Source organism: Geopseudomonas sagittaria, from assembly GCF_900115715.1.
Taxonomy (GTDB): Bacteria; Pseudomonadota; Gammaproteobacteria; order Pseudomonadales; family Pseudomonadaceae; genus Geopseudomonas; species Geopseudomonas sagittaria.
On sequence record NZ_FOXM01000008.1, the window covers coordinates 114,135 to 137,253 of the forward strand.

The 23,119-nt window shown below is 68.9% G+C and carries 22 protein-coding genes; 8 read left to right on the forward strand and 14 right to left on the reverse strand.

Going from position 1 to position 23,119, the window contains the following annotated elements:
• Window positions 1–177: 177 nt before the first annotated feature.
• Complete coding sequence (locus BM297_RS11620; RefSeq protein WP_092431639.1) at window positions 178–750, forward strand: xanthine phosphoribosyltransferase; 573 nt, start codon at window positions 178–180, stop codon at window positions 748–750.
• A 63-nt stretch (window positions 751–813) separates the two neighbouring features.
• On the opposite strand, the gene BM297_RS11625 is transcribed toward BM297_RS11620, so the two are convergent.
• The 5 genes from BM297_RS11625 to dadA all read right to left on the reverse strand — a co-directional run bounded on the left by BM297_RS11625 (window position 814) and on the right by dadA (window position 4,957).
• Window positions 814–1,236 carry a c-type cytochrome gene (locus BM297_RS11625; protein ID WP_092431641.1) on the reverse strand — a complete coding sequence of 141 codons (423 nt, stop codon included), beginning with the start codon at window positions 1,234–1,236 and terminating at the stop codon, window positions 814–816.
• Between the two features lie 284 nt (window positions 1,237–1,520).
• The gene (locus BM297_RS11630) at window positions 1,521–2,069 is read right to left on the reverse strand and encodes a cupin domain-containing protein (RefSeq protein WP_092431642.1); all 549 of its coding nucleotides are present in this window, start codon (window positions 2,067–2,069) and stop codon (window positions 1,521–1,523) included.
• 112 nt (window positions 2,070–2,181) lie between these two features.
• Complete coding sequence (gene alr / locus BM297_RS11635; protein ID WP_092431644.1) at window positions 2,182–3,273, reverse strand: alanine racemase; 1,092 nt, start codon at window positions 3,271–3,273, stop codon at window positions 2,182–2,184.
• 60 nt (window positions 3,274–3,333) lie between these two features.
• The gene (locus BM297_RS11640; RefSeq protein WP_092431646.1) at window positions 3,334–3,684 is read right to left on the reverse strand and encodes a RidA family protein; all 351 of its coding nucleotides are present in this window, start codon (window positions 3,682–3,684) and stop codon (window positions 3,334–3,336) included.
• Entirely contained in the window at window positions 3,659–4,957 is a 1,299-nt protein-coding gene (gene dadA / locus BM297_RS11645; RefSeq protein WP_092431649.1) for a D-amino acid dehydrogenase, read from the reverse strand. Before dadA ends, BM297_RS11640 begins: the two co-directional genes overlap by 26 nt.
• A gap of 152 nt (window positions 4,958–5,109) precedes the next feature.
• Between dadA and BM297_RS11650 the strand changes: the two genes are divergently transcribed.
• Entirely contained in the window at window positions 5,110–5,598 is a 489-nt protein-coding gene (locus tag BM297_RS11650; RefSeq protein ID WP_092431653.1) for an Lrp/AsnC ligand binding domain-containing protein, read from the forward strand.
• Between the two features lie 95 nt (window positions 5,599–5,693).
• Here the strand turns inward: BM297_RS11650 and BM297_RS11655 are convergent, their stop codons facing one another.
• Window positions 5,694–7,064, reverse strand: a complete 1,371-nt coding sequence (locus BM297_RS11655; RefSeq protein WP_092431655.1) for an alanine/glycine:cation symporter family protein — start codon at window positions 7,062–7,064, stop codon at window positions 5,694–5,696.
• A 335-nt stretch (window positions 7,065–7,399) separates the two neighbouring features.
• On the opposite strand from BM297_RS11655, the gene BM297_RS11660 reads away from it, so the two are divergent.
• Window positions 7,400–8,695, forward strand: a complete 1,296-nt coding sequence (locus BM297_RS11660; protein WP_245768253.1) for an NAD(P)/FAD-dependent oxidoreductase — start codon at window positions 7,400–7,402, stop codon at window positions 8,693–8,695.
• Between the two features lie 71 nt (window positions 8,696–8,766).
• Here the strand turns inward: BM297_RS11660 and BM297_RS11665 are convergent, their stop codons facing one another.
• Together BM297_RS11665 and BM297_RS11670 are read right to left on the reverse strand one after the other, a co-directional pair.
• Window positions 8,767–9,903 carry an MFS transporter gene (locus BM297_RS11665; RefSeq protein ID WP_092431661.1) on the reverse strand — a complete coding sequence of 379 codons (1,137 nt, stop codon included), beginning with the start codon at window positions 9,901–9,903 and terminating at the stop codon, window positions 8,767–8,769.
• Window positions 9,904–9,979: 76 nt separating this feature from the next.
• On the reverse strand, window positions 9,980–11,473 hold the full coding sequence (locus BM297_RS11670) for an aldehyde dehydrogenase (protein WP_092431664.1): 1,494 nt from the start codon (window positions 11,471–11,473) through the stop codon (window positions 9,980–9,982).
• 207 nt (window positions 11,474–11,680) lie between these two features.
• Between BM297_RS11670 and BM297_RS11675 the strand changes: the two genes are divergently transcribed.
• Entirely contained in the window at window positions 11,681–13,024 is a 1,344-nt protein-coding gene (locus BM297_RS11675) for an omega-aminotransferase AptA (protein ID WP_092431666.1), read from the forward strand.
• A gap of 156 nt (window positions 13,025–13,180) precedes the next feature.
• Here the strand turns inward: BM297_RS11675 and rpmG are convergent, their stop codons facing one another.
• The 3 genes from rpmG to radC form a co-directional block, all read right to left on the reverse strand.
• Complete coding sequence (gene rpmG / locus BM297_RS11680) at window positions 13,181–13,336, reverse strand: 50S ribosomal protein L33 (RefSeq protein WP_090312847.1); 156 nt, start codon at window positions 13,334–13,336, stop codon at window positions 13,181–13,183.
• A gap of 11 nt (window positions 13,337–13,347) precedes the next feature.
• The gene (rpmB, locus tag BM297_RS11685) at window positions 13,348–13,584 is read right to left on the reverse strand and encodes a 50S ribosomal protein L28 (RefSeq protein ID WP_090312848.1); all 237 of its coding nucleotides are present in this window, start codon (window positions 13,582–13,584) and stop codon (window positions 13,348–13,350) included.
• 219 nt (window positions 13,585–13,803) lie between these two features.
• The gene (radC, locus tag BM297_RS11690; protein ID WP_092431668.1) at window positions 13,804–14,478 is read right to left on the reverse strand and encodes a RadC family protein; all 675 of its coding nucleotides are present in this window, start codon (window positions 14,476–14,478) and stop codon (window positions 13,804–13,806) included.
• Window positions 14,479–14,678: 200 nt separating this feature from the next.
• Between radC and coaBC the strand changes: the two genes are divergently transcribed.
• The 4 genes from coaBC (at window position 14,679) to argB (ending at window position 19,750) form a co-directional block, all read left to right on the forward strand.
• Complete coding sequence (gene coaBC, locus BM297_RS11695; protein WP_092431671.1) at window positions 14,679–15,887, forward strand: bifunctional phosphopantothenoylcysteine decarboxylase/phosphopantothenate--cysteine ligase CoaBC; 1,209 nt, start codon at window positions 14,679–14,681, stop codon at window positions 15,885–15,887.
• A 6-nt stretch (window positions 15,888–15,893) separates the two neighbouring features.
• Window positions 15,894–16,349: a dUTP diphosphatase gene (dut, locus tag BM297_RS11700; RefSeq protein WP_092431673.1), complete on the forward strand. Its 456-nt coding sequence runs from the start codon at window positions 15,894–15,896 to the stop codon at window positions 16,347–16,349.
• A gap of 1,086 nt (window positions 16,350–17,435) precedes the next feature.
• The gene (locus BM297_RS21990; RefSeq protein ID WP_217648261.1) at window positions 17,436–18,827 is read left to right on the forward strand and encodes a phosphomannomutase/phosphoglucomutase; all 1,392 of its coding nucleotides are present in this window, start codon (window positions 17,436–17,438) and stop codon (window positions 18,825–18,827) included.
• A gap of 17 nt (window positions 18,828–18,844) precedes the next feature.
• Window positions 18,845–19,750 carry an acetylglutamate kinase gene (gene argB / locus BM297_RS11710; RefSeq protein ID WP_092431677.1) on the forward strand — a complete coding sequence of 302 codons (906 nt, stop codon included), beginning with the start codon at window positions 18,845–18,847 and terminating at the stop codon, window positions 19,748–19,750.
• A 112-nt stretch (window positions 19,751–19,862) separates the two neighbouring features.
• Here the strand turns inward: argB and BM297_RS11715 are convergent, their stop codons facing one another.
• The 3 genes from BM297_RS11715 to pyrE form a co-directional block, all read right to left on the reverse strand.
• A complete protein-coding gene (locus BM297_RS11715) occupies window positions 19,863–20,447 on the reverse strand; it encodes a DUF4124 domain-containing protein (protein WP_092431679.1) in 585 nt (194 codons plus the stop codon).
• 326 nt (window positions 20,448–20,773) lie between these two features.
• A complete protein-coding gene (locus tag BM297_RS11720) occupies window positions 20,774–22,249 on the reverse strand; it encodes a DUF3360 family protein (RefSeq protein WP_092431680.1) in 1,476 nt (491 codons plus the stop codon).
• A gap of 197 nt (window positions 22,250–22,446) precedes the next feature.
• On the reverse strand, window positions 22,447–23,088 hold the full coding sequence (pyrE, locus tag BM297_RS11725; RefSeq protein ID WP_092431682.1) for an orotate phosphoribosyltransferase: 642 nt from the start codon (window positions 23,086–23,088) through the stop codon (window positions 22,447–22,449).
• Window positions 23,089–23,119 lie beyond the last annotated feature (31 nt).

A 23,119-nucleotide genomic window follows, 5' to 3' on the forward strand; every position in this document is an offset into this window, starting at 1 on the left:
AGGGATGCGGCTTGCCTATGACCACGCGGCGCGCCCAAATGCTGAATGCGCGGGCGAGAATCCGGCGAACGGCAGCCAGAGCAGTGCCGCGCCGCAGGGCCAAGGCGATGCAGTCTGCCGGGCGGCGCCCTACACTGGCGGCAAGCAACGTCCGAGCGCAGCGGCCAGGGGAGCGCCATGGAACAACTGAAACAGCAGATCCGCGAGCACGGCATCGTGCTCTCCGCGCAGGTGCTCAAGGTCGACGCCTTCCTCAACCACCAGATCGACCCCGCGCTGATGCAGCGGATCGGCGCCGAGTTCGCCCGGCGCTTTGCCGGCCAGGACATCGACAAGGTGGTGACCATCGAGGTCTCCGGCATCGCCCCGGCGCTGATGACCGCGCTGGCGCTGGGCGTGCCGCTGGTGTTCGCGCGCAAGCAGCAGTCGCTGACCCTCACCGGCCCGCTGCTGACCGCGCGGGTGTACTCCTTCACCAAGCAGGTGGAGAGCACCATCGGCATCGCCGCCAGCCACCTGGCCGCCGGCGAGCGGGTGCTGATCGTCGACGACTTCCTCGCCCACGGCCAGGCCGCACAGGGACTGATCTCGATCGTCCGCCAGGCTGGTGCCGAGGTGGCCGGCATCGGCATCGTCATCGAGAAGTCATTCCAGCCCGGCCGCGCGGAGCTGGAGCAGCTCGGCTACCGGGTCGAGTCGCTGGCCCGGATCGCCTCGCTGGAGGGCGGCGAGGTGCGCTTCGTCGACTGAACCGGCGCCCTGCGGGCACAAAAAAGCCGCCTCACAGGCGGCTTTTTCGCGACACCGGCGAACTTACAGGCCGGACATCTTGGCGATGGCGCCCTTCAGCTCGTCGTCGGAGCAGTCGTTGCAGGTGCCCTTCGGCGGCATGGCGTTGAGGCCGGCGATGGCCGACTTCAGCAGACCGTCGAGGCCGCCCTTGGCATCGGCGCGGGCCTTCCAGGCGGCAGCGTCGCCGACCTTCGGAGCGCCCAGCACGCCGGAGCCGTGGCAGGCGTTGCAGTTCTTGGCGACGATGTCGTCGGCAGTGCGCGCACCGCCGCCGGCAGCGGCAGCCACGGCACCAACGCCGGGGCATTCCTGACCGGCGATGCAGACTTCACCCACCGGCTTGAGGCGTTCGGCGATGGCTTCATCGCTCGCGGCCTGGGCGCCAACCGCCCACAGGGCCAGTACGGCAGCCTGGGCTGCCAAGACTTTCTTGATCAGGTTCACCCTTACACCCTCTATGGCTAGTCACGCCCGGGCGATGGGCCGCGCGGGCGGCGGCAGTATAACGGCAAAGCCGAGCCGGCCGAAACAACCCCGATGGTCGCAGGGACTTGACACCTTGGACGCAGAGCCTAAAGCGATGGCGCAGAGCCTGTTCACGATCTCGCGAGCTAGAGCCAGGCAAGGCGAGATCGGTTGAGGAAGCGGAGTTTACGAGTGGTAAATGAGCATTCCGAAACCGATCTCAACGCAGCATGGCCGACGCGCAGCAGATCGTGAGCAGGCTCTCAGAAGTTGGCCGGCGTGGTCGCACTGATCAGCCGGGCCGGCTGGTCGAAGGGGTTGCGAAAGCGGTGCGGCTGGTCGCTGCGGAAGTAGTAGCTGTCGCCGCTCTCGAGGATGTACACGTCGTCGCCGACGGTCAGCTCGAGGCGGCCCTCGACCACCACGCCGGCTTCCTCGCCCTCGTGGTTGAGCATGTCCATGCCGGTGTCGGAGCCGGGCGGATAGGTTTCGTCGAGGAACGACATGACCCGGTTGGGATGCATGCGGCCGACCAGCTTCATGGTCACCGCGCCGCTGCCGATGTCGATCAGTTCGTCCGACTTGTAGACCACCTGGGCCTGGTTGCCCTCCTCCAGGTCCATGGAGAAGAACTCCACCAGGGAGATCGGAATGCCACCCAGCACCTTCTTCAGCGAACTGATCGAGGGGCTGACGCTGTTCTTCTCGATCATGGAAATGGTGCTGTTGGTCACTCCGGCGCGCTTGGCGAGCTCGCGCTGGGACAGGCCCTTGAGTTTGCGGATGGAATGCAGACGGGCTCCGACGTCCAAGACTGGCGTCCTCCTCGATCATTCGGCTTGATGGCAGGATTGTTGCCCATAGCATGGCAACACCGTGCAGTATTTTCAACAAACCTGCCGAAATGACCGAAGTTCGCCGCCGTCAGCTCCCCTGGGTGTAGCTGCGCGGCACCCGCTTGAGGTTGCAGAACAGCTGGTAGGGGATGGTGTCGGCCGCGCTGGCCACCGTGCTGGCCGGGACCTGGGCGCCCCACAGCTCGACCCGGCTGCCGAGGCCGGCCTGCGGCAGGTCGCTGAGGTCGACGGTGAGCATGTCCATCGATACCCGGCCGATCAGGCGGGTCGGTTGGCCATCCACCGCCAGCGGCGTGCCGGTCGGCGCGTGGCGCGGGTAGCCGTCGGCATAGCCCATGGCCACCACGCCGACGCGGGTCGGCCGCGCGCTGACGAAGCGCGCGCCGTAGCCCACCGGCTCGCCGGCCGGCAGCTCGCGCACGCTGATGATCTGCGACTCCAGGGTCATCACCGGCCGCAAGCGCTCGGCCAGCGCCAGCGGCTGCGCGAACGGCGTGGCGCCGTAGAGCATGATGCCCGGGCGCACCCAGTCGCTGGGCCGCTGCTGCGGGAACAGCTGGGGCCAGCCGAGCAGGGCCGGCGAGTTGCACAGGCTGACCTCGGCCGCCAGCCCCTCGCGCGCGGCCTGGAACACCGCGAGCTGCTCGGCGGTGCACGGGCAGTCCGGCTCGTCGGCGCGGGCGAAATGGCTCATCAGCACGATCTTGCCGACCTGGGCGCAGGCCAGCAGACGCTGATGGGCAGCGCGATAGTCGGCCGGATGGAAGCCGACCCGGTGCATGCCGGAGTCGAGCTTGAGCCACACCTGCAGCGGCCGCGCCAGGCGCGCGCGCTCGAGGGCTTCCAGCTGCCAGGCCGAGTGCACTACGCACCACAGCTCGTGCTCGGCGATCAGCGCCAGTTCGTCGGCTTCGAAAAAGCCCTCGAGCAGCAGGATCGGCGCACGGATGCCGGCCGCACGCAGCTCCAGCGCCTCCTCGATGCAGGCCACCGCGAAGCCGTCGGCCTCCTCCGCCAGCGCGCTGGCGCAGCGCACCGCGCCGTGGCCGTAGGCATCGGCCTTGACCACGGCGAGGGCGCGGGCGCCGCTGAGCTCACGGGCCAGTTGGTAGTTGTGACGCAGGGCGTCGAGGTCGATCAAGGCACGGGCGGGGCGCATGGCGAGGGTTCTTTGGCGAGTGGGAAAAGGCCCGGCGCAACCGGCCGGGCAGCACAGCGATCAGGGCAGCGCGGCCACCACGCTCATCTCGACCAGCACGCGCGGGTCGTACAGCGCGGCCTCGACGCAGGCGCGGGCCGGCGCGCGGCCGGGCATGACCCAGGCGTCCCACACCGCGTTCATCGCCGCGTAGTCGGCCATGTCCTTGAGGTAGATGGTCACCGACAGCAGGCGCGACTTGTCGCTGCCGGCCTCGGCCAGCAGGCGCTCGACGCTGGCCAGGGTCTCGCGGGTCTGCCGCTGGATGTCGCCCGCGTAGTCGTCGGCCAGTTGCCCCGCCAGGTAGACGGTACCGTTGTGGATGACGATCTCGCTGTAACGCGACTCAGTGTGCAGGCGCTGGATGGACATGCTGGGAGTGCTCCTTGGAATTGCTGTAACGGGAAATATCCAGGCCGCGCGGGCTGATCTGCGGGCGCCGCTGCGCCATCAGGTCGGCGAGCAGGCGACCGGAGCCGCAGGCCATGGTCCAGCCCAGCGTACCGTGCCCGGTGTTGAGATGCAGGTTGCGATAGCGGGTGGCACCGACGATCGGCGTGCCGTCCGGGGTCGCCGGGCGCAGCCCGGTCCAGAACTCGGCCTGCTGCAGGTCGCCGCCGCGCGGGTAGAGGTCGCCGACCACCTTTTCCAGGGTCTCGCGCCGGCGCGGGTTGAGCGACAGGTCGTGGCCGCAGATCTCGGCCATGCCGCCGACGCGGATGCGCTGGTCGAAGCGGGTGATCGCCACCTTGTAGGTCTCGTCGAGGATGGTCGAGGTCGGCGCCAGCGCGCCGTCGACGATCGGGATGGTCAGCGAGTAGCCCTTCAGCGGGTAGACCGGCGCCTTGATGCCCAGCGGCTTGAGCAGCTGCGGCGAGTAGCTGCCGAGCGCCAGCACGTAGTGGTCGGCGGTTTCCAGCCGGCCGTTGATCCACACGCCCTTGATCCGCTCACCATCGCTCTCCAGACGCTCGATGCTCTGCCCGAAGCGGAACTCCACGCCCAGCGCGCCGGCCATCTCGGCCAGGCGGCGGGTGAACAGGAAGCAGTCGCCGGTCTGGTCGTTGGGCAGGCGCAGGGCGCCGGCCAGCTTGTCGGCCACCGCCGCCAGCGCCGGTTCGACGCGGACGATGCCGGCGCGGTCGAGCACCTCGTAGGGCACCCCGGACTGCTGCAGCACGGCGATGTCCTTGGCGGCGGCATCGACCTGCTGCTGGCTGCGGAACAGCTGGGTGGTGCCGAGCTGGCGGCCCTCGTAGTGCAGGCCGGTCTCGGCGCGCAGCTCGTCGAGACAGTCGCGGCTGTACTCGGACAGGCGCACCATGCGCTCCTTGTTCACCGCATAGCGGCTGGCGGTGCAGTTGCGCAGCATCTGTGCCATCCACAGGTACTGGTCGAGGCTGGCGGTCGGCTTGATCGCCAGCGGCGCGTGGCGCTGCAGCAGCCACTTCATCGCCTTCAGCGGCACGCCCGGCGCGGCCCACGGCGAGGCATAGCCGGGCGAAACCTGGCCGGCGTTGGCGAAGCTGGTTTCCATGGCCACGCCGTCCTGACGGTCGACCACCACCACCTCGAAACCGGCACGGGCCAGGTAGTACGCACTGGCGGTACCGACCACCCCGCTGCCAAGAACCAGAACTCGCATGTTGCCTCCTGCACCCGCTGCCGCGAATGAGCTGTTGTCTGCACTTCGATGGGCGGAGTATAGGAACGCACAACCAGAAATATTCACTGTTCTTAAGACGATTTCTGGCGATAATTCTCGGCAAAAAGGCGTTTCACAGAGTGGGATCCACCATGAACGAGAGTAAGAAAACCCGCCGCGACCTCGACCGGATCGACCGCAGCATCCTGCGCATTCTCCAGCAGGAAGGGCGAATTTCCTTCACCGAACTGGGCGAGCGGGTCAACCTGTCGACCACCCCGTGCACCGAGCGGGTACGCCGCCTGGAGCGCGACGGGGTGATCCTCGGCTACCACGCCAGGCTCAATCCGCAGCTGCTGCGCGCCAGCCTGCTGGTGTTCGTCGAGATCAGCCTGGACTACAAGTCCGGCGATACCTTCGAGGAGTTCCGCCGCGCGGTGCTGCGCCTGCCGCAGGTGCTGGAGTGCCACCTGGTGTCCGGCGACTTCGACTACCTGGTCAAGGCGCGCATCTCGGAGATGGCCTCCTACCGCAAGCTGCTCGGCGACATCCTGCTCAAGCTGCCGCACGTGCGCGAGTCGAAGAGCTACATCGTCATGGAGGAGGTCAAGGAGAGCCTGTCCCTGCCGATTCCCGACTGAGCGGGCGCGGCGCGAAAACGCCAATGCCCGCATCCTTCGGAGGCGGGCATTGGCGTTGCGCCGGCGCCGGACGCGCCAGGCGGGCGTTCAGGGCTTCAGGACTTGGCCGACGCCGGTACGACTGCCGGGGCGGCGAAGTACTCGCGGGTCAGGCGCACCACCACCGGGCTGAGCAGCACCAGGGCGATCAGGTTGGGGATCGCCATCAGGCCGTTGAGGGTGTCGGACAGCAGCCAGGCGAAGTCCAGCTGGGCCACCGCGCCGAAGGGGATCGCCAGCACCCAGAGCACGCGGAACGGCAGGATCGCCCGGGTGCCGACCAGGTATTCCCAGCAGCGCTCGCCGTAGTAGCTCCAGCCGAGGATGGTGGTGTAGCAGAACACCACCAGGGCCAGGGCCAGCACGTACTGGCCGACGCCGGGCAGGCCGCTCTCGAAGGCGGCGCTGGACAGCGCCGCGCCGCTGGCGCCGCTGGTCCACACGCCGGTGGTGAGGATCACCAGGGCGGTCATGCTGCACACCACGATGGTGTCGATGAAGGTGCCGAGCATGCCGATCAGCCCGGAGCGCACCGAGCTGTGGGTGGTGCCGGCGGCCTGGGCGATGCCGGCGGTACCCAGGCCCGCCTCGTTGGAGAAGATGCCGCGGGCCACGCCGAAGCGGATCGCCGCCATCACCGCCGCGCCGGCGAAGCCGCCGCTGGCCGCCGCCGGGTTGAAGGCGTGCTCGAAGATCAGCGCGAAGGCGCCGGGGATGGCCTCGAAGTTGAGCACCAGCACGGTCAGCGCGGCGACGATGTAGCCCACGCACATGGTCGGCACCAGGGCCGCGGCGACCTTGCCGATGCGCTTGATGCCGCCGAGGATCACCAGGCCGGTGACCACCATGGTGACCACCCCGGTGACCCAGTCCGGCACGCCGAAGGACACCTCCATGGCGTCGGCCATGCTGTTGACCTGCACCATGTTGCCGATGCCGAAGCCGGCCAAGCCACCGAACAGGGCGAAGGCGCCGCCCAGCCACGCCCACTTATGGCCCAGGCCGTTCTTGATCGCGTACATCGGTCCGCCGACGTGCTCGCCACGCTCGTCCTTCTCGCGGTAGTGCACGGCGAGCACCACCTCGCTGTACTTGGTGGCCATGCCGACCAGCGCGGTGCACCACATCCAGAAGATCGCGCCGGGGCCGCCGAGGAAGATCGCTGTGGCCACCCCGGCGATGTTGCCGGTGCCGACGGTGGCAGCCAGACAGGTCATCAGCGCCTGGAACGGGCTGATCTCGCCGGAGCCGTCGTCGTCCTTCTTGCGCCCCTGCCAGAGCAGGCCGAAGGCGGTGACGATCCGGGCCAGCGGCATGAACCTGAGGCCCAGCATGAGGAACAGGCCGGTGCCAAGGATCAGCACCAGCATGGGCGGCCCCCAGACCAGGCCATTGAGACTATTCACCACGGTGTTCAGGAATTCCATCAGGAGGTTCTCTCTGCACTTGTCGACGAGGGGGCAGGCAACGCCTGCCTGGCGCGGGCTCTGTAGCATGGGACGTGCCAGCGGCCGCCAGCGCCTTCCGCAGTGCAACATCCGCAGTGATTGTTCAAGCCTGATCGCCGGCCTCCATGCATTAGCAGGGATATAAAGGCGATAAACCAATTATTTCACTGTAAAAATCAATAAACACGGCATAAAACTCCACGAAAAAACCTGCTCCCACCCCTGCAGGCCCCGTCCGCCGCGGCGCCCGGCCGCTCTTGGTGGATGCCGCCCGGCGACCTATGCTGAAGGTTCATCCACTGCCTGTTACCCAGATGCCCAGCCACAGCCCCGAGCATGCACCGTCGTGGTACGCCGCCAGCGTCAACCGTCACCTGGAGTTCCCCGCACTGGAGGGGGAGATCAGCGCCGACGTGTGCATCGTCGGCGGCGGCTATACCGGGCTGAACTGCGCCATCGAGCTGGCCCGCCGCGGCTACCGCGTGGCGCTGCTGGAGGCGCGGCAGATCGGCTGGGGCGCCAGCGGGCGCAACGGCGGCCAGCTGATCCGCGGCGTCGGCCACGAGGTCGAGCGCTTCCGCCCGCAGCTCGGCGCCGACGGCGTGCGCCGCCTCAAGCTGTACAGCCTGGAAGCGGTGGAACTGGTGCGCCGGCGCGTCACCGAATTCGCCATCGACTGCGACCTGCGCTGGGGCTACTGCGACCTGGCCAACCGCCCGCAGCATCTGCAGGACTTCGCCCGCGCCCGCGACGAGCTGCTGGCGCTGGGCTACCGCCACGAGCTGCGCCTGCTGCAGGCGGCGCAGATGCACGAGGTGGTCGGCTCGGAGCGCTACTGCGGCGGGCTGATCGACATGGGCTCGGGCCACCTGCACCCGCTCAACCTGGCGCTCGGCGAGGCGGCGGCCGCGGCCGGCCTCGGCGCCCAGCTGTTCGAGCGTTCGGCGGCGACGCGCATCGACTACGGCGCACGGCTCCGCGTGCACAGCGCGCGCGGCGTGGTGCGCGCCGAGCGGCTGATCCTCGCCTGCAACGCCTATCTCGACGGCCTGCAGCCGGCGCTGGCCGGCAAGGTGCTGCCGGCCGGCAGCTACATCATCGCCACGCAGCCGCTCGGCGAGGCGCGCGCGCGGCAGCTGATCCCGCAGGACATGGCGCTGTGCGACCAGCGCGTGGCGCTCGACTACTTCCGGCTGTCGGCTGATCGGCGCCTGCTGTTCGGCGGTGCCTGCCACTATTCCGGCCGCGATCCGGCGGACATCGCCGCCTACATGCGACCGAAGATGCTCAGGGTCTTTCCGCAGCTGGCCGACGTGGCCATCGACTACGCCTGGGGCGGGATGATCGGCATCGGCGCCAACCGCTTGCCGCAGCTCGGTCGCCTGCCGGAGCAGCGCAACGTCTGGTACGCGCAGGCCTACTCCGGCCACGGCCTCAACGCCACCCATCTGGCCGCGCAGCTGCTGGCGATGGCCATCCACGGCGAGGACAGTAGCGGCTTCGAGCTGTTCGCCCAGGTGCCGCACCCGACCTTCCCCGGCGGCGCACTGCTGCGCGCGCCGCTGCTGGCGCTGGGCATGCTCTGGGAGCGGCTGAAGGAGCGGTTGTAGAACGAATTCATTCGCGACCCGCGCTCGAGGCGCGGCACCGCTGGGCGGGGCGTGCACAGGTGAATCCGCGCCTACCCGCGCCACTCGAAGGCCCCGCGCCGCCAGGCCAGGACGAGGAACAGCGCCGCCCCCGCGGCCAGCAGCAGCGGCAGGCCGTGGCCGCTCAGCCACTGGCTGGCGGCGCCGCTGGCCAGCGGGCCGAGCAGGCTGCCGGTGCCCCAGAGCAGGGCGATATGGCTGTTGGCGCGCAGCAGCGCGTCGTCACGATAGCGCTCGCCGACCAGCACCAGCGCGAGGGTGTAGAGGCCGCCGGCACTGGCACCGAGCAACGGCAACAGCAGCCAGACCAGCGGCGCATGCAGCAGCAGCGGCAGCGACAGGCTGGCGCCCAGCAGCACCAGGCCGCAGGCGCGGAACAGCCGGGTGCGCGGCAGGCGGTCGGCGAGCAGGCCCAGCGGCAGCTGCAGCAGGGCGTTGCCCAGCACCAGCGCGCCGAGCATGTGCAGCGCGCTGGCCTGTTCGATGCCCTCGCGCAGCAGGTAGACCGGCAGCAGGGTCAGCACCAGCACGTCGAAGGCGGCGAACAGTACCACCGCCCAGGCGATCGCCGGCTGGCCGCGGCAGAACGCCAGCAGGCCGCCGCCGACCCGCGCCTGCTGACCGACCTGCGGCGCGCCGCCGCGTCCGCACAGCAACGGAATGCCGCACAGCAGCAGCCCGGCCGCCAGCCAGAAGCCCTGCTCGCCGGCGCTGCCCAGCACGCTGAGCAGCAGCGGTCCGCACAGTTGGCTGAGGGCGAAGCCGGTGCCGTACAGCGCCACCAAACGCCCGCGCCAGTGCTCGGCGGCCAGCTGGTTGATCCAGCTCTCGCCGAGCACGAACACCACGGTCAGCGAGATGCCGAGCAGCAGGCGCAGCGGCAGCCACAGCGCGTAGTCCTGCCACAGCGCCAGCGCGGCGACCGACACCGCGCTGAGCAGCAGGCTCAGCTGCAGGCTGCGCGGCGTGCCGCACCAGCCGGCGAGCCGGTGGCTCAGCCGCGCACCGAGCAGCACGCCGACCGCCGGCATGGCCGCCATCACGCCGATGGCGAACTGGCCATGGCCCCAGGCATCGAGACGCAGCGACACCAGCGGCAGGCTGACGCCCAGCGCCAGGCCGACCAGCACCACCGCGCCGGTCACCGCCCCATAGGTTGCCCACTGCACCGTCGCTCTCCCGGTCCGCCCAGACAAGACGGCCGGCCCTCCTCGCGGAAGGCCGGCCGTCGGCTTGCTGCCTGGCTCAGAGCTTGATCCAGGTGGCCTTGAGCTCGGTGTACTTGTCGAAGGCGTGCAGCGACTTGTCGCGGCCGTTGCCGGACTGCTTGAAGCCGCCGAACGGCGCGGTCATGTCGCCGCCGTCGTACTGGTTGATCCACACGCTGCCGGCGCGCAGGGCCTTGGCGGTGAGGTGGGCCCTGGACAGGTTGGCCGTCCAGATCGCCGCCGCCAGGCCGTAGGGGGTGTCGTTGGCGATCGCGATCGCCTGCTCGGCGCTGTCGAAGCTGATCACCGACAGGACCGGGCCGAAGATCTCCTCGCGGGCGATCTTCATCGCGTTGCTCACCCCGTCGAACACCGTCGGCGCGACGAACACCCCGCCGGTCTCCGCCAGCACCCGGCCGCCGCCGCAGCGCAGCCGGGCGCCCTCGGCGTGGCCGGCGGCGATGTAGCCGAGCACGGTGTTGAGCTGCTGCTCGTCGACCAGCGCACCGACGTTGGTCGCCGGGTCCAGCGGATGGCCGGGCTGCCAGGTCTGCATCTCCTCGAGCAGCAGCTCGACGAAGGCATCCTTGATCGAGGCCTCGACCAGCAGACGCGAGCCGGCGGTGCACACCTCGCCCTGGTTGAAGCAGATCGCCCCGGCCGCGGCGCGGGCGGCGGCGCGCAGGTCCGGCGCGTCGGCGAAGACGATGTTCGGGCTCTTGCCACCGGCCTCCAGCCAGACGCGCTTCATGTTCGACTCGCCGGCGTAGATCATCAGCTGCTTGGCGGTGCGCGTGGAGCCGGTGAACACCAGGGTGTCGACGTCCATGTGCAGGGCCAGCGCCTTGCCGACGGTATGCCCGTAGCCGGGCAGCACGTTGAGCACGCCCGGCGGGATGCCGGCCTCGACCGCCAGCCGGGCGATGCGGATGGCGGTCAGCGGCGACTTCTCCGACGGCTTGAGCACCACCGAGTTGCCGCTGGCCAGCGCCGGGCCGAGCTTCCAGCAGGCCATCAGCAGCGGGAAGTTCCACGGCACGATGGCGGCGACCACGCCGATCGGCTCGCGGGTCACCAGGCCCAGCTCGTTGTGCGGGGTCGGCGCCACCTCGTCGTAGATCTTGTCGATCGCCTCGCCGCACCAGCGCAGGCAGCGCGCCGCCGCCGGCACGTCCACCGCCAGGGCGTCACCGATCGGCTTGCCCATGTCGAGGGTTTCCAGCAGGGCCAGCTCCTCGCGGTGGGCGTCGAGCAGCCCGGCGAAGCGCAGCATCACCGCCTTGCGCTTGGTCGGCGCCAGCCGCGACCACACCCCCGAATCGAAGGTCGCCCGCGCATCCGCCACCGCCGCATCGGCGTCGGCGGCTGCGCAGCTGGCGACCTGGGCCAGCACGCGGCCATCGATCGGGCTCAGGCAGTCGAAGGTCGCCCCGTCGGCCGCCGGGGCGTATTCGCCATGGACGAAGGCGCGGCCCTCGATGGCCAGGATGCTGGCGCGGTGTTCCCATTCGACGCGGCTGGGGGTGCTCATGTCCTGTGCTCCGGATGCGGTGGTTTGAGCCATGATGGCCGCAGCGGGAAAACTTGCGCAAGTCCGGGCGCAGCGGCCGCCGTGCCGGAAACCGCGCCGCGTCTTGCAGAATTTTTGACAGAACGGCCAATACGGCGCTATACCGTGCACTATATCGAACACGTCGCGCGCCGCGACATCCGCCAGCCCCGCCGCACAGGTCGCCCCATGAACCGCGAGAACACCCCACCGTCGCCCGTCGCCAGCGCCCGCAACCTGGACGACTACTGGATGCCCTTCACCGCCAACCGCCAGTTCAAGGCGCGCCCGCGCCTGGTGGAGAGCGCCGAGGGCCTGTACTACCGCAGCGTCGACGGTCGCCAGATCCTCGACGGCTGCTCCGGACTGTGGTGCTGCAACGCCGGCCACGGCCGTCGCGAGATCAGCGAGGCGGTGGCGCGACAGATCCGCGAACTGGACTACGCACCGAGCTTCCAGATGGGCCACCCGCTGCCGTTCGAGCTGGCCGAGCGCCTCGGCGCCATCGCGCCGCCGGGACTGAACAAGCTGTTCTTCACCAACTCCGGCTCGGAATCGGCCGACACCGCGCTGAAGATCGCCCTCGCCTACCAGCGCGCCATCGGCCAGGGCACCCGCACCCGCCTGATCGGTCGCGAGCTGGGCTACCACGGCGTCGGCTTCGGCGGCCTCTCGGTGGGCGGCATGGGCGGCAACCGCAAGGCCTTCTCGGCCAACCTGCTGCCGGGCGTCGATCACCTGCCGCACACCCTGGATATCGCGCGCAACGCCTTCAGCCGCGGCCTGCCGGAATTCGGCGTGGAGAAGGCCGACGAACTGGAGCGCCTGGTCGCCCTGCACGGCGCGGAGAACATCGCCGCGGTGATCGTCGAGCCGATGAGCGGCTCGGCCGGGGTGGTGCTGCCACCGCTCGGCTACCTGCAGCGCCTGCGCGAGATCACCCGCAAGCACGGCATCCTGCTGATCTTCGACGAGGTGATCACCGGCTTCGGACGCATCGGCGAAGCCTTCGCCGCGCAGCGCTGGGGCGTCACCCCGGACATCCTGACCAGCGCCAAGGGCCTGACCAACGGCGCGGTGCCGATGGGCGCGGTGTTCGTCCACCAGGACATCTTCGAGGCGTTCATGCAGGGTCCGGACGGCATCGAGCTGTTCCACGGCTACACCTACTCCGGCCACCCGCTGGCCTGCGCCGCCGCCCTCGCCGCGCTGGACATCTACCAGGGCGAGAACCTGTTCCAGCGCGCCATCGAGCTGGAGGACTACTGGTGCGACGCGCTGCTCAGCCTGCGCGATCTGCCCCACGTGGTCGACATCCGCTGCGTCGGCCTGGTCGGCGCCGTGCAGCTGGCTCCCGACCCGGCCGGCGCCGGCCTGCGCGGCTACCGGGTGTTCGAGCAGTGCTTCCACGACGGCGCCATGCTGCGCTGCACCGGCGACACCCTGGCGCTGGCGCCGCCGCTGATCATCGACAAGGCCGAGATCGACCGCCTGCTGGAGATCCTCGCCGGGGCCATTCGCAAGATGGCCTGATCCGCTGCATCGCGCTTGATCGTCGTGCTGCGTGAGCCTGCCCGTGCCCGTCCCCGGACGGGCTTTTTTTCGTCCGCGCAGCGGCGGCCGGCAGAAATCACGGGCAAGAAAAAACCCGCCACGAGGGGCGGGTTTTTTCTTCAAGGGCCGGATCAATTACTTGATCTTGGCTTCCTTGTAGATCACGTGCTTGCGAACGACCGGATCGTACTTCTTGATCTCGATCTTCTCAGGCTTGGTGCGCTTGTTCTTGTCGGTGGTGTAGAAGTGGCCGGTACCGGCGCTGGACACCAGACGGATCAGATCACGCATGATTGTGCTCCTTAGAATTTTTCGCCGCGGGTGCGCAGCTCAGCCAGCACGGCGTCGATGCCGCGCTTGTCGATGATACGCATGCCCTTGGCCGATACGCGCAGACGCACGAAACGCTTCTCGGACTCGACCCAGAAACGATGGTGCTGCAGGTTCGGCAGGAAGCGACGACGGGTTTTGTTGTTCGCGTGGGAAATTTTGTTCCCGGTAACCGGACCCTTACCGGTCACTTGACAGACTCTCGACATACCTCAGCCCTCTTAACCACATGCCCAACCCGGCATGGGTTGGCCGCTTGAATCGCTATGAATTTAACTTTCTATCGGGGTCTTACCGACCGTGCCATCGGGCTGAAAAGCCGGGCCCCAGAAAAGAGCGCAGTTTTATAGCAGAAAGCCGCCGCAGTCGCAAGACGCACGCCGCGGACCCGACCATCGGCAGGGGAACAACACAGACCGCACAGTTTGTCAGATCCAGCCGTATTCGGCGAGCGACACCGGCTCGCCATCGCCGACCACGAAGTGATCGAGCACGCGCACCTCGACCAGCGCCAGCGCCTCCTTGAGCTTCTGGGTCAGCTGGCGGTCGGCCTGGCTGGGCTCGGCCACCCCCGACGGATGGTTGTGGGTGAGGATCAGCGCCGCGGCATTGTGCGCCAGGGCGCGCTTGACCACCTGGCGCGGGTAGACGCTGGCGCCGTCGATCGAGCCCTGGAACAGCACCTCGAAGGCCAGCACGCGGTGGCGGGTGTCGAGGAACAGGCAGGCGAACACCTCGTGCGGCTCGTGGCGCAGGCGCGCCTTGAGGTAGTCGCGCACCGCCTGCGGGCTCTCCAGCGCCGAGTCGCGGCGGATCTGCGCCGCCAGGTGGCGGCGGCCCATCTCCAGCACCGCCTGCAGCTGGGCGTACTTGGCCGGGCCCAGGCCCAGGTGGGCGCTGAAGCCCTCCAGCTCGGCTTCCAGCAGCTGGCGCAGACCGCCGAACTCGCCGAGCAGATGACGCGCCAGATCCACCGCGCTGCGCCCGGCCACCCCGGTGCGCAGGAAGATCGCCAGCAGCTCGGCATCGCTCAGCGCCGCAGCGCCCTGGGCCAGCAGTTTCTCCCGCGGCCGTTCGTGTTCCGGCCAGTCGCGAATGCTCATGGTCAACCTCCCTGTCTGGCTGTCGCGCGCCCCCATGGCACGCCGCTGCCCTTCATCCGCGCGGACCGCGCGGCGCGCTGCCGCACGCCGGGCGCTGTGCTATCTTAGCCGCCCTGTTTTGCCACCCGGCGCCGTCCGTTGTGACCCTGTTCGCAGTGCCGGGCAATCCATTCCCGTTCACAGAATAAAAAGGCAGGTTCATGCAACGGCTGCAGCGTAAACGCATCGTCCTGGGTGTCGGTGGCGGCATCGCCGCCTACAAGAGCGCCGAACTGGTCCGCCGCCTGCGCGACCAGGGCGCCGAGGTGCACGTGGTGATGACCCGCGCCGCCCGCGAGTTCATCACCCCGCTGACCCTGCAGGCGCTGTCCGGCAACCCGGTGCACCACGACCTGCTCGACCCGGCCGCCGAGGCCGCCATGGGCCACATCGAGCTGGCGCGCTGGGCCGATCTGGTGCTGATCGCCCCGGCCACCGCCGACCTGATGGCGCGCCTGGCCCAGGGCAGCGCCGACGACCTGCTGACCACCCTGGTGCTGGCCACCGACGCCCCGGTGGCGCTGGCCCCGGCGATGAACCAGGCGATGTGGCGCGATCCGGCCACCCAGGCCAACGCCGAACTGCTCGCCCAGCGCGGCCTGCGCCTGTTCGGCCCGGCCGCCGGCAGCCAGGCCTGCGGCGACGTCGGCCCCGGGCGCATGCTCGAGGCCGAGGAACTCGCCCAGCGCGCCGCCGACTGCTTCGAGCGCGGCCTGCTCACCGGCTGCCGGGTGCTGATCACCGCCGGCCCCACCCAGGAAGCCATCGACCCGGTGCGCTACATCACCAACCACAGCTCGGGCAAGATGGGCTTCGCCCTCGCCGAGGCGGCCGCCGAGGCCGGCGCCGTGGTGACCCTGGTCAGCGGCCCGGTGCACCTGCCGACCCCGCAGCGGGTCAGCCGAGTCGACGTGGTCAGCGCCCGCGACATGCTCGCTGCCTGCGAGGCGGCGATGCCCTGCGACCTGCTGATCGCCGCCGCGGCGGTGGCCGACTACCGCCCGGAAGTGATCGCCACGCAGAAGATGAAGAAGGACCCGGGCAGCGACGACGGCCTGCAGTTGCGCATGGTGCGCAACCCGGACATCCTCGCCACCCTGGCCACGCGGGCCGACCGTCCGTTCAGCGTCGGCTTCGCCGCCGAGACCGAGAACCTGCTCGACTACGCCGCTGGCAAGCTGCGCGCCAAGAACCTCGACCTGATCGTCGCCAACGACGTGGCCAACCCGCAGATCGGCTTCAACAGCGAAGAGAACGCGCTCACCGTCATCGATCGCCAGCTCACGCAGAATAGTTTCGCCCAGACCAGCAAGGGCAAGATCGCCCGCCAACTCATCGCCTTCATCGCCGAACGCTACCACCGGAACTGACCCTCGATGCACACACTGCAAGCCAGGATTCTCGATCCGCGCCTGGGCCGCGACTTCCCGCTGCCCGAATACGCCACCCCCGGCTCCGCCGGCCTCGACCTGCGCGCCATGCTGCAGGAGGAGCTGACCCTGGAGCCCGGGCAGACCGTGCTGATCCCCACCGGCCTGGCCATCCACGTCGCCGATCCAGGGCTGGCCGCGCTGATCCTGCCGCGCTCGGGCCTCGGCCACAAACACGGCATCGTCCTCGGCAATCTGGTCGGCCTGATCGACTCCGACTACCAGGGCGAGCTGATGGTGTCCTGCTGGAACCGCGGCCAGAACGCCTTCACCATCACCGTCGGCGAGCGCCTCGCCCAGCTGGTGCTGGTGCCGGTGGTACAGGCGCGCTTCGAGCTGGTCGAGCAGTTCGACGACAGCCTGCGCGGCAGCGGCGGCTTCGGCCACACGGGCCAGCACTGACCCTCCCCCATTCGCCGCGAGCTCCGCATGAAGTCGATCCCCTCCCTGCGCACCCGCCTGCTGCCGATTGCCGCCGGCAGCCTGCTCGGCCTGCTGGCCGGTGGCGGCCTGCTCTGGCACGCCGAACAGCAGGCCGCTGGCGAGAACCGCCGGCAGCTGCAGGACGCCTGGGCCGCCGGCCAGTTGGCGGCGCTGCAGCAGGGGCTGCAGCGCCTGGCCCGCGATACGCAGAGCGCAGCCCGCAATCCCGAGCTGCACGCCGCGCTTGCCGGTGATGCCGAGCAGCGCGCCCAGGCCGTCGCCCACCTGCTGGTGCACCGCCGCGAGCTGGTCGACGCGCAGCTCAACCTGCGCGGCACGGCGCAGCTCGACGAGACCCGCGCCGCGCCGCTGAACTTTGCCGCCCTCGACCTGCTGCGCCGCGCCGAGCAGGGCCCGCCACCGCCGGTCGAGGCCTATCGCATCGGCTCGCGCTGGCTGCTGTACAGCGCCATCGCCATCCCCGCCGCCGACGGCAGCGTGCAGGGCACCCTGCTGCTGGTCAGCGACCTAGCTGCGCTGCTCGCCGACCTGCCGGCGTTGCCGCAAGCCGGCGAATGGCAACTGCTCCAGCGCTTCCCCGGCAGCCCGGCGCAGGTGCTGCTGCAACGCGGCAACGGCGACGGCCCCCAGCAGCTCTGGCCCAGCACGCACCCGCACTGGCAGCTCGGCCTGCGCCCCGCAGCGACCGTGCAACCGGCCAGCCTCGCCCTCTGGCAGGGCCTGCTGGCCGGCCTGCTGGTGCTCGGCGGCGGCCTCGGCGGCACCGCCCTGCAGCGCCGCCAGCAACGGCAACCTCATGGCGGCGAGCACGCGACCGCGGAACGCGACCTGCGCCCGCCACGCGCCAGCGCGCCGGCGCACGCCGAGCGCGCGCGACCCGTTCGCAGCGGCCTGGCGGGCGAACCGACCGCCGCGGCGGAGGTCTCACCTCCTGCCGCCGCCGACCACCCCGCCACGCGCATCGACCCGCACATGGCGGACGTATTCGACCTGCTCGACAATGACCTGAGCCCGTCCCTCCCCAGCATGGAGCACTCTGCCCCAATGAACAGCACCAATGCCCCGCGCCTGCCGGCCGGGATCTTCCGCGCCTACGACATCCGCGGCGTGGTCGGCGACAGCCTGACCGCCGACACCGCCTACTGGATCGGCCGCGCCATCGGCTCGGAAAGCCTCGCCTGCGGCGAACCCGGGGTGGTGGTCGGCCGCGACGGCCGGCTGTCCGGCCCGGAGCTGGCCGAAGCGCTGATCCGCGGCCTGCGCGAGAGCGGCTGCAACGTCACCGACGTCGGCATGGTGCCGACCCCGGTGCTGTACTTCGCCACCAACGTGCTCGGCGCCAGCAGCGGGGTGATGGTCACCGGCAGCCACAATCCGCCGGACTACAACGGCTTCAAGATCGTCATCGCCGGCCACACCCTGGCCAACGAGCGCATCCAGGCCCTCTACCAGCGCCTGGAGAACCACGATCTGGCCAGCGGCAACGGCAGCCTGGTACAGACCGAGGTGCTCGAGCAGTACCACCAGCGCATCGTCGACGACGTGGTGCTGGCCCGTCCGCTCAAGGTGGTGGTCGACTGCGGCAACGGCGTGGCCGGGGTCAACGCCCCGCAGCTGATCGAAGCGCTCGGCTGCGAGGTGATCCCGCTGTTCTGCGACGTCGACGGCACCTTCCCCAACCACCACCCGGACCCGGGCAAGCCGGAGAACCTCAAGGACCTGATCGCCAAGGTCGCCGAAACCGGCGCCGACCTCGGCCTGGCCTTCGACGGCGACGGCGACCGCGTCGGCGTGGTGACCAACGCCGGCGAGATGATCTACCCCGACCGCCTGCTAATGCTGTTCGCCCGCGACGTGCTGAGCCGCAACCCCGGTGCCGACGTGATCTTCGACGTCAAGTGCACCCGCGGCCTGGCCGGCCTGATCAGCGGCTACGGCGGCCGCCCGCTGATGTGGAAGACCGGCCACTCGCTGATCAAGGCGAAGATGAAGGAGACCGGCGCCCTGCTGGCCGGCGAGATGAGCGGGCACATCTTCTTCAAGGAGCGCTGGTACGGCTTCGACGACGGCATCTACAGCGCCGTGCGCCTGCTGGAGATCCTCAGCCTGGAGAACCGCAGCGCCGCCGAGGTGTTCGCCGACTTCCCGGTCGCGCTGTCGACCCCGGAAATCAACATCACGGTCGGCGACGAGCGCAAGTTCGCCCTGATCGAGGCCCTGCAGCACGACGCGCAGTGGGGCGCCGCCAACCTGTTCACCCTCGACGGCGTACGCGTCGACTACCCCAACGGCTGGGGCCTGGTGCGCGCCTCCAACACCACCCCGGTGCTGGTGCTGCGCTTCGAGGCCGACAGCGCCGAGGAACTCTCGCGGATCCAGCAGGTCTTCCACGCCCAGCTCAAGGCCGTGGCCCCTGACCTGGAACTGCCTTTCTGATCTCACTGGAGCCCAGCATGCCTCTCAATCGTGAAGCTGCCGAACAGGTAGCCAAGGTCCTCTCCGAAGCCCTGCCCTACATCCGCCGCTTCAGCGGCAAGACCCTGGTGGTCAAGTATGGCGGCAACGCCATGGAAAGCGACGAGCTGAAGACCAGCTTCGCCCGCGACATCGTGCTGATGAAGGCGGTCGGCATCAACCCGGTGGTGGTGCACGGCGGCGGCCCGCAGATCGGCGACCTGCTCAAGCGCCTGTCGATCGAAAGCCACTTCGTCGACGGCATGCGCGTCACCGACGCGCAGACCATGGACGTGGTGGAGATGGTCCTCGGCGGCCAGGTCAACAAGGACATCGTCAACCTGATCAACCAGCATGGCGGCAGCGCCATCGGCCTGACCGGCAAGGACGCCGGGCTGATCCGCGCCAGGAAGCTCAAGGTGACCCGCCAGACGCCGGAGATGACCCAGCCGGAGATCATCGACATCGGCCACGTCGGCGAGGTGGTCGGCGTCAACGTTGAACTGATCAACATGCTGGTGGCCGGCGACTTCATCCCGGTGATCGCGCCGATCGGCGTGGGCGAGGACGGCGAGTCGTACAACATCAACGCCGACCTGGTGGCCGGCAAGGTGGCCGAAGCGCTCAAGTGCGAGAAGCTGATGCTGCTGACCAACACCGCCGGCCTGCTCGACAAGCAGGGCAACGTGTTGACCGGGCTGTCCACCGAGCAGGTCGACGGCCTGATCGCCGACGGCACCATCTACGGCGGCATGCTGCCGAAGATCCGCTGCGCCCTCGAGGCGGTGCAGGGCGGGGTCAACAGCGCGCACATCATCGACGGCCGCGTGCCCAATGCCGTGCTGCTGGAGATCTTCACCGACAGCGGCGTCGGCACGCTGATCACCAACGCGCCGTCGCGCTGAGCGGATCGGCAGCGCGCCGGCGTGCTGCGGGAGTCACCGACGCCCGCCGGGGCTGAGGGGCTGACCGGCACGCCGCGGCCTGTTCCCGGCGCGCTGGCGCCCGGGGGCGCGCTCAGCCCTCCCGGCCGACCAGTCTTGCCAGGCGCGCGCGATCGGCGGCGAACTCCGCCTCCTGCGCCGCGCGCTGCGCCTGCAGGCGCTGCAGGCCGGCCTCGACCCGACGCTGCTCGCCCGCCATGCTCTCCAACTGCTCCAGCAGCCCGGGCTGCACCGCCTGGCCGGCGCGCTGGCGTTCCGCCGCCTGGCGCTCCAGCGCGCGCACCTGCCCCTGCACGCCCTGCAGGTTGGCCTGAGCCGCCGCCAGCAGGGCGTCCAGGTCGCGCAAGCGCTGCCGACGGGCCTGCTCGAGATCGGCGATGCTGGCATAGCGCCTGAGCAACTGCGCATCGGCCTCGGCCTGACGCTGCGCCTCGGCCCGCTGGCGCAGCTCCTCGGCGGTCGGCGCCGGCGCCACCACGCGCAGCACCCGGCCATCCGCGTCGAGCACCTCGTAGCCACGCTCGACGTACTCCGGAGGCACGCCCTGACTATCCAGCACCACGACGCCGTGCTGGCTCACGTAGCGATACAACTCGGCCTGCGCCGTTGACGCGCCCAGCAACGCCAACAGCAGCAGGACCTGTTTCCCCATCGGCATTGATCAGCTCCTTGTAGCTTGGACTTGTGCGGACAGCTCCCCGCCCCTGCCGGGCGAAGCGCGGGCAGCCGGGAGTGGCGGGACGCTAGAGTTTACGGGGTGTCAGCCGGCCTGCCGAGCCACTTGTTGAAGCGCCGGCGCCGCGCGTCTGCCCGGAGCCCGCGCACGCCCCTGCTGGTCGCAGGAATCCTGCCGCACGCAGCCTACCCGGTGCACACTTTCCGGGGGGCCTCGCCCGCCGCGCTAACCCGCACAAACCGGGGCAGCCCCCCGGAAACGGAAAGGGGAGCCCGAAGCTCCCCCTCCCTGCCCGGCTCAGCCGCTCATCAGTGCAGCGCGCGGAACGACTCCAGCAGCGCCGGGATGCCCGGGAACATGCCGATCGCCGCCATCACCCCGCAGAGGACGAGGAACACCACGCCCGGGATGATCCAGCGATCGCGATGGCCCAGGCCCTGGCCGCGCTCCTTGTCGCCGATCAGGCCGAGGTTGTCGAGCAGCATGGTCAGCGACCAGCCGAACACCGGGTTCACCAGCGCCGAGGAGAAGATCACGATGGCGGCCGACTGCGAGGTCTTGCCTTCGCGGGTCATCTGCATGCCGGCTTCGAGCAGCGGCAGGAACACGCCGACCAGCAGCGCCACGCTGAGCACCGGCGGCCAGATCGCCAGGTCCATCGGGTAGCCCCACAGCGCGGCGATCACGCAGAGCAGGCCGGTGAGCATCGCGCCGGCCGGAATCGGCCGCTTGGCGATCGCCGCCGGCACCATGTAGGTGCCCCAGGACGAGGTCAGGTTGCCGCCGCCCAGCGCGGTACCGACCGCCTGACGCGCCGCGGCGATGCACATGGTGTCGTCGATGTTCATCAGGACCTTCTTGGCCTTGGCCGGATAGTTCAGCTCCTGGAAGATCCGATGACCGAGAAAGTCCGGCGACCACATGGCCACCGCCAGTACCGCAAAAGGCGCCACGGCGACGAAATGCTGGAATTCCGGCAGGCCCAGTTTCCAGCCGGTATCCTCACCCCACCAATAGGCCGGATTCAGATTGGGAATACCCGGCTCGGTGGTGAATTCGAACGGCGCGCCCAAGGCAAAGGCAATCAGCGCCGCCATGATCGAACCCAGCGGAATCGCCAGCCAGCGCATGCGGATATGTTCCAGATAGGCATACATCACGATGGTGGCAAACACGATCACGAAAGCGATGTAGCCCATATCGAAGCCAGTGGCCCAGGCAAACAGACTCTTGATCTGCGAAGTTACGCCAATGAAGCCGAGATAGAGCAGCAGGCCGCCGCACACCCCGTCACTGGTCAGCCGCGCCAGCAGACTGCCGCCCTTGGAAATCCCCAGCACGAAGCCCAGCACGCCGACCATGATGCCCAGCGCCATCGGGTGGCCACCGGAAGCGACGATCAGCGGAATCAGCGGAATCAGTGGGCCATGGGTGCCGGCCAGGTTGGCAGTCGGGTTGAGCACGCCGGAAAACAGCACCACGAACAGCAGTGCGGCGATCAGCATCTCGAAGCGGGCGTTTTCGATCACGAACTCGCTGGACAGCCCTAGCGGCCCGGCGAACGCAGCCACCACCGCGGCAACCATGACGATCTTGCCGATGGTCGCCGCCATCGCCGGAACCCAGTCTTCCAGCTCGAAGCGATAGTCGCGCAGCGGCAGGTTCACCGCCCAGCGCCGCGGTGCCATGATGGTCAATTCGTGTTCGAGATATTCTTCACGTGATGCAAACTGTTCTTTGGGCTTATGGCGATCACGGTAGCTGTTTTGATTATTGTCACTCATAGGTTCAACTATTTAAAAAGTTAGGATTAAAGGCGAAGCCCGGCCGTGGCCGACTTGCCCTGCTTAATCGCTATTATTCTTATGAGGTGGGTGACCATGCTCCGCATGGCCACCTGGCAGGCCTTGAACTGGTATGCCAATTCAGAAAAATAATTCTTTTTAATAGTTGTTATACGGCCTAAAACTTTTTGCGCCGATCAGATTCCATACTGCGCGCGATAGGCTTCCACTGCCGGCAGGTGCTGCCTGAGCGCCTGATCCTCGGCGAGATAATCCAGCACTTGGCTCAGCGAGACAATGCTCACCACCGGTATACCAAAGTCGCGCTCGACTTCCTGGATCGCCGAAAGTTCACCCTGGCCACGCTCCTCGCGGTTCAGCGCGATCAGCACGCCCGCGGCCTGCGCGCCCTGCGCCTGGATGATCTGCATCACCTCGCGGATCGCCGTGCCGGCGGTGATCACGTCGTCGACGATCAGCGCCCGTCCGACCAACGGCGCACCCACCAGGGTGCCGCCCTCGCCATGTTCCTTGGCTTCCTTGCGGTTGAAGCACCAGGGCAAGTCGCGGCCATGCTGCTCGGCCAGGGCGATGGCGGTGGCACTGGCCAGCGGGATGCCCTTGTAGGCCGGGCCGAACAGCACGTCGAAGTCGATACCGCTGGCCTGCACCGCCTCGGCGTAGAAGCGGCCGAGACGGGCGAGGGCCAGGCCGCTGTTGAACAGCCCGGCATTGAAGAAGTAGGGGCTGGTGCGCCCGGACTTGAGGGTGAACTCGCCGAAGCGCAGTACGCCACGCTCGATGGCGAAGCGGATGAATTCGCGTTGATATGCCTGCATGGGATGCCCGATTTAGCAAAAAAAGCCGAGG

Bases quoted from the DNA above. Each gene is read 5' to 3' on its own strand.
- BM297_RS11620 (WP_092431639.1), top strand. From the start codon at position 178: ATGGAACAACTGAAACAGCAGATCCGCGAGCACGGCATCGTGCTCTCC.
- alr (WP_092431644.1), bottom strand. From the start codon at position 3,273: ATGCGCCCCGCCCGTGCCTTGATCGACCTCGACGCCCTGCGTCACAAC.
- BM297_RS11640 (WP_092431646.1), bottom strand. From the start codon at position 3,684: ATGTCCATCCAGCGCCTGCACACTGAGTCGCGTTACAGCGAGATCGTC.
- dadA (WP_092431649.1), bottom strand. From the start codon at position 4,957: ATGCGAGTTCTGGTTCTTGGCAGCGGGGTGGTCGGTACCGCCAGTGCG.
- BM297_RS11650 (WP_092431653.1), top strand. From the start codon at position 5,110: ATGAACGAGAGTAAGAAAACCCGCCGCGACCTCGACCGGATCGACCGC.
- BM297_RS11655 (WP_092431655.1), bottom strand. From the start codon at position 7,064: ATGGAATTCCTGAACACCGTGGTGAATAGTCTCAATGGCCTGGTCTGG.
- BM297_RS11660 (WP_245768253.1), top strand. From the start codon at position 7,400: ATGCCCAGCCACAGCCCCGAGCATGCACCGTCGTGGTACGCCGCCAGC.
- BM297_RS11670 (WP_092431664.1), bottom strand. From the start codon at position 11,473: ATGAGCACCCCCAGCCGCGTCGAATGGGAACACCGCGCCAGCATCCTG.
- BM297_RS11675 (WP_092431666.1), top strand. From the start codon at position 11,681: ATGAACCGCGAGAACACCCCACCGTCGCCCGTCGCCAGCGCCCGCAAC.
- rpmG (WP_090312847.1), bottom strand. From the start codon at position 13,336: ATGCGTGATCTGATCCGTCTGGTGTCCAGCGCCGGTACCGGCCACTTC.
- rpmB (WP_090312848.1), bottom strand. From the start codon at position 13,584: ATGTCGAGAGTCTGTCAAGTGACCGGTAAGGGTCCGGTTACCGGGAAC.
- radC (WP_092431668.1), bottom strand. From the start codon at position 14,478: ATGAGCATTCGCGACTGGCCGGAACACGAACGGCCGCGGGAGAAACTG.
- coaBC (WP_092431671.1), top strand. From the start codon at position 14,679: ATGCAACGGCTGCAGCGTAAACGCATCGTCCTGGGTGTCGGTGGCGGC.
- dut (WP_092431673.1), top strand. From the start codon at position 15,894: ATGCACACACTGCAAGCCAGGATTCTCGATCCGCGCCTGGGCCGCGAC.
- BM297_RS21990 (WP_217648261.1), top strand. From the start codon at position 17,436: ATGAACAGCACCAATGCCCCGCGCCTGCCGGCCGGGATCTTCCGCGCC.
- argB (WP_092431677.1), top strand. From the start codon at position 18,845: ATGCCTCTCAATCGTGAAGCTGCCGAACAGGTAGCCAAGGTCCTCTCC.
- BM297_RS11715 (WP_092431679.1), bottom strand. From the start codon at position 20,447: ATGCCGATGGGGAAACAGGTCCTGCTGCTGTTGGCGTTGCTGGGCGCG.
- BM297_RS11720 (WP_092431680.1), bottom strand. From the start codon at position 22,249: ATGAGTGACAATAATCAAAACAGCTACCGTGATCGCCATAAGCCCAAA.
- pyrE (WP_092431682.1), bottom strand. From the start codon at position 23,088: ATGCAGGCATATCAACGCGAATTCATCCGCTTCGCCATCGAGCGTGGC.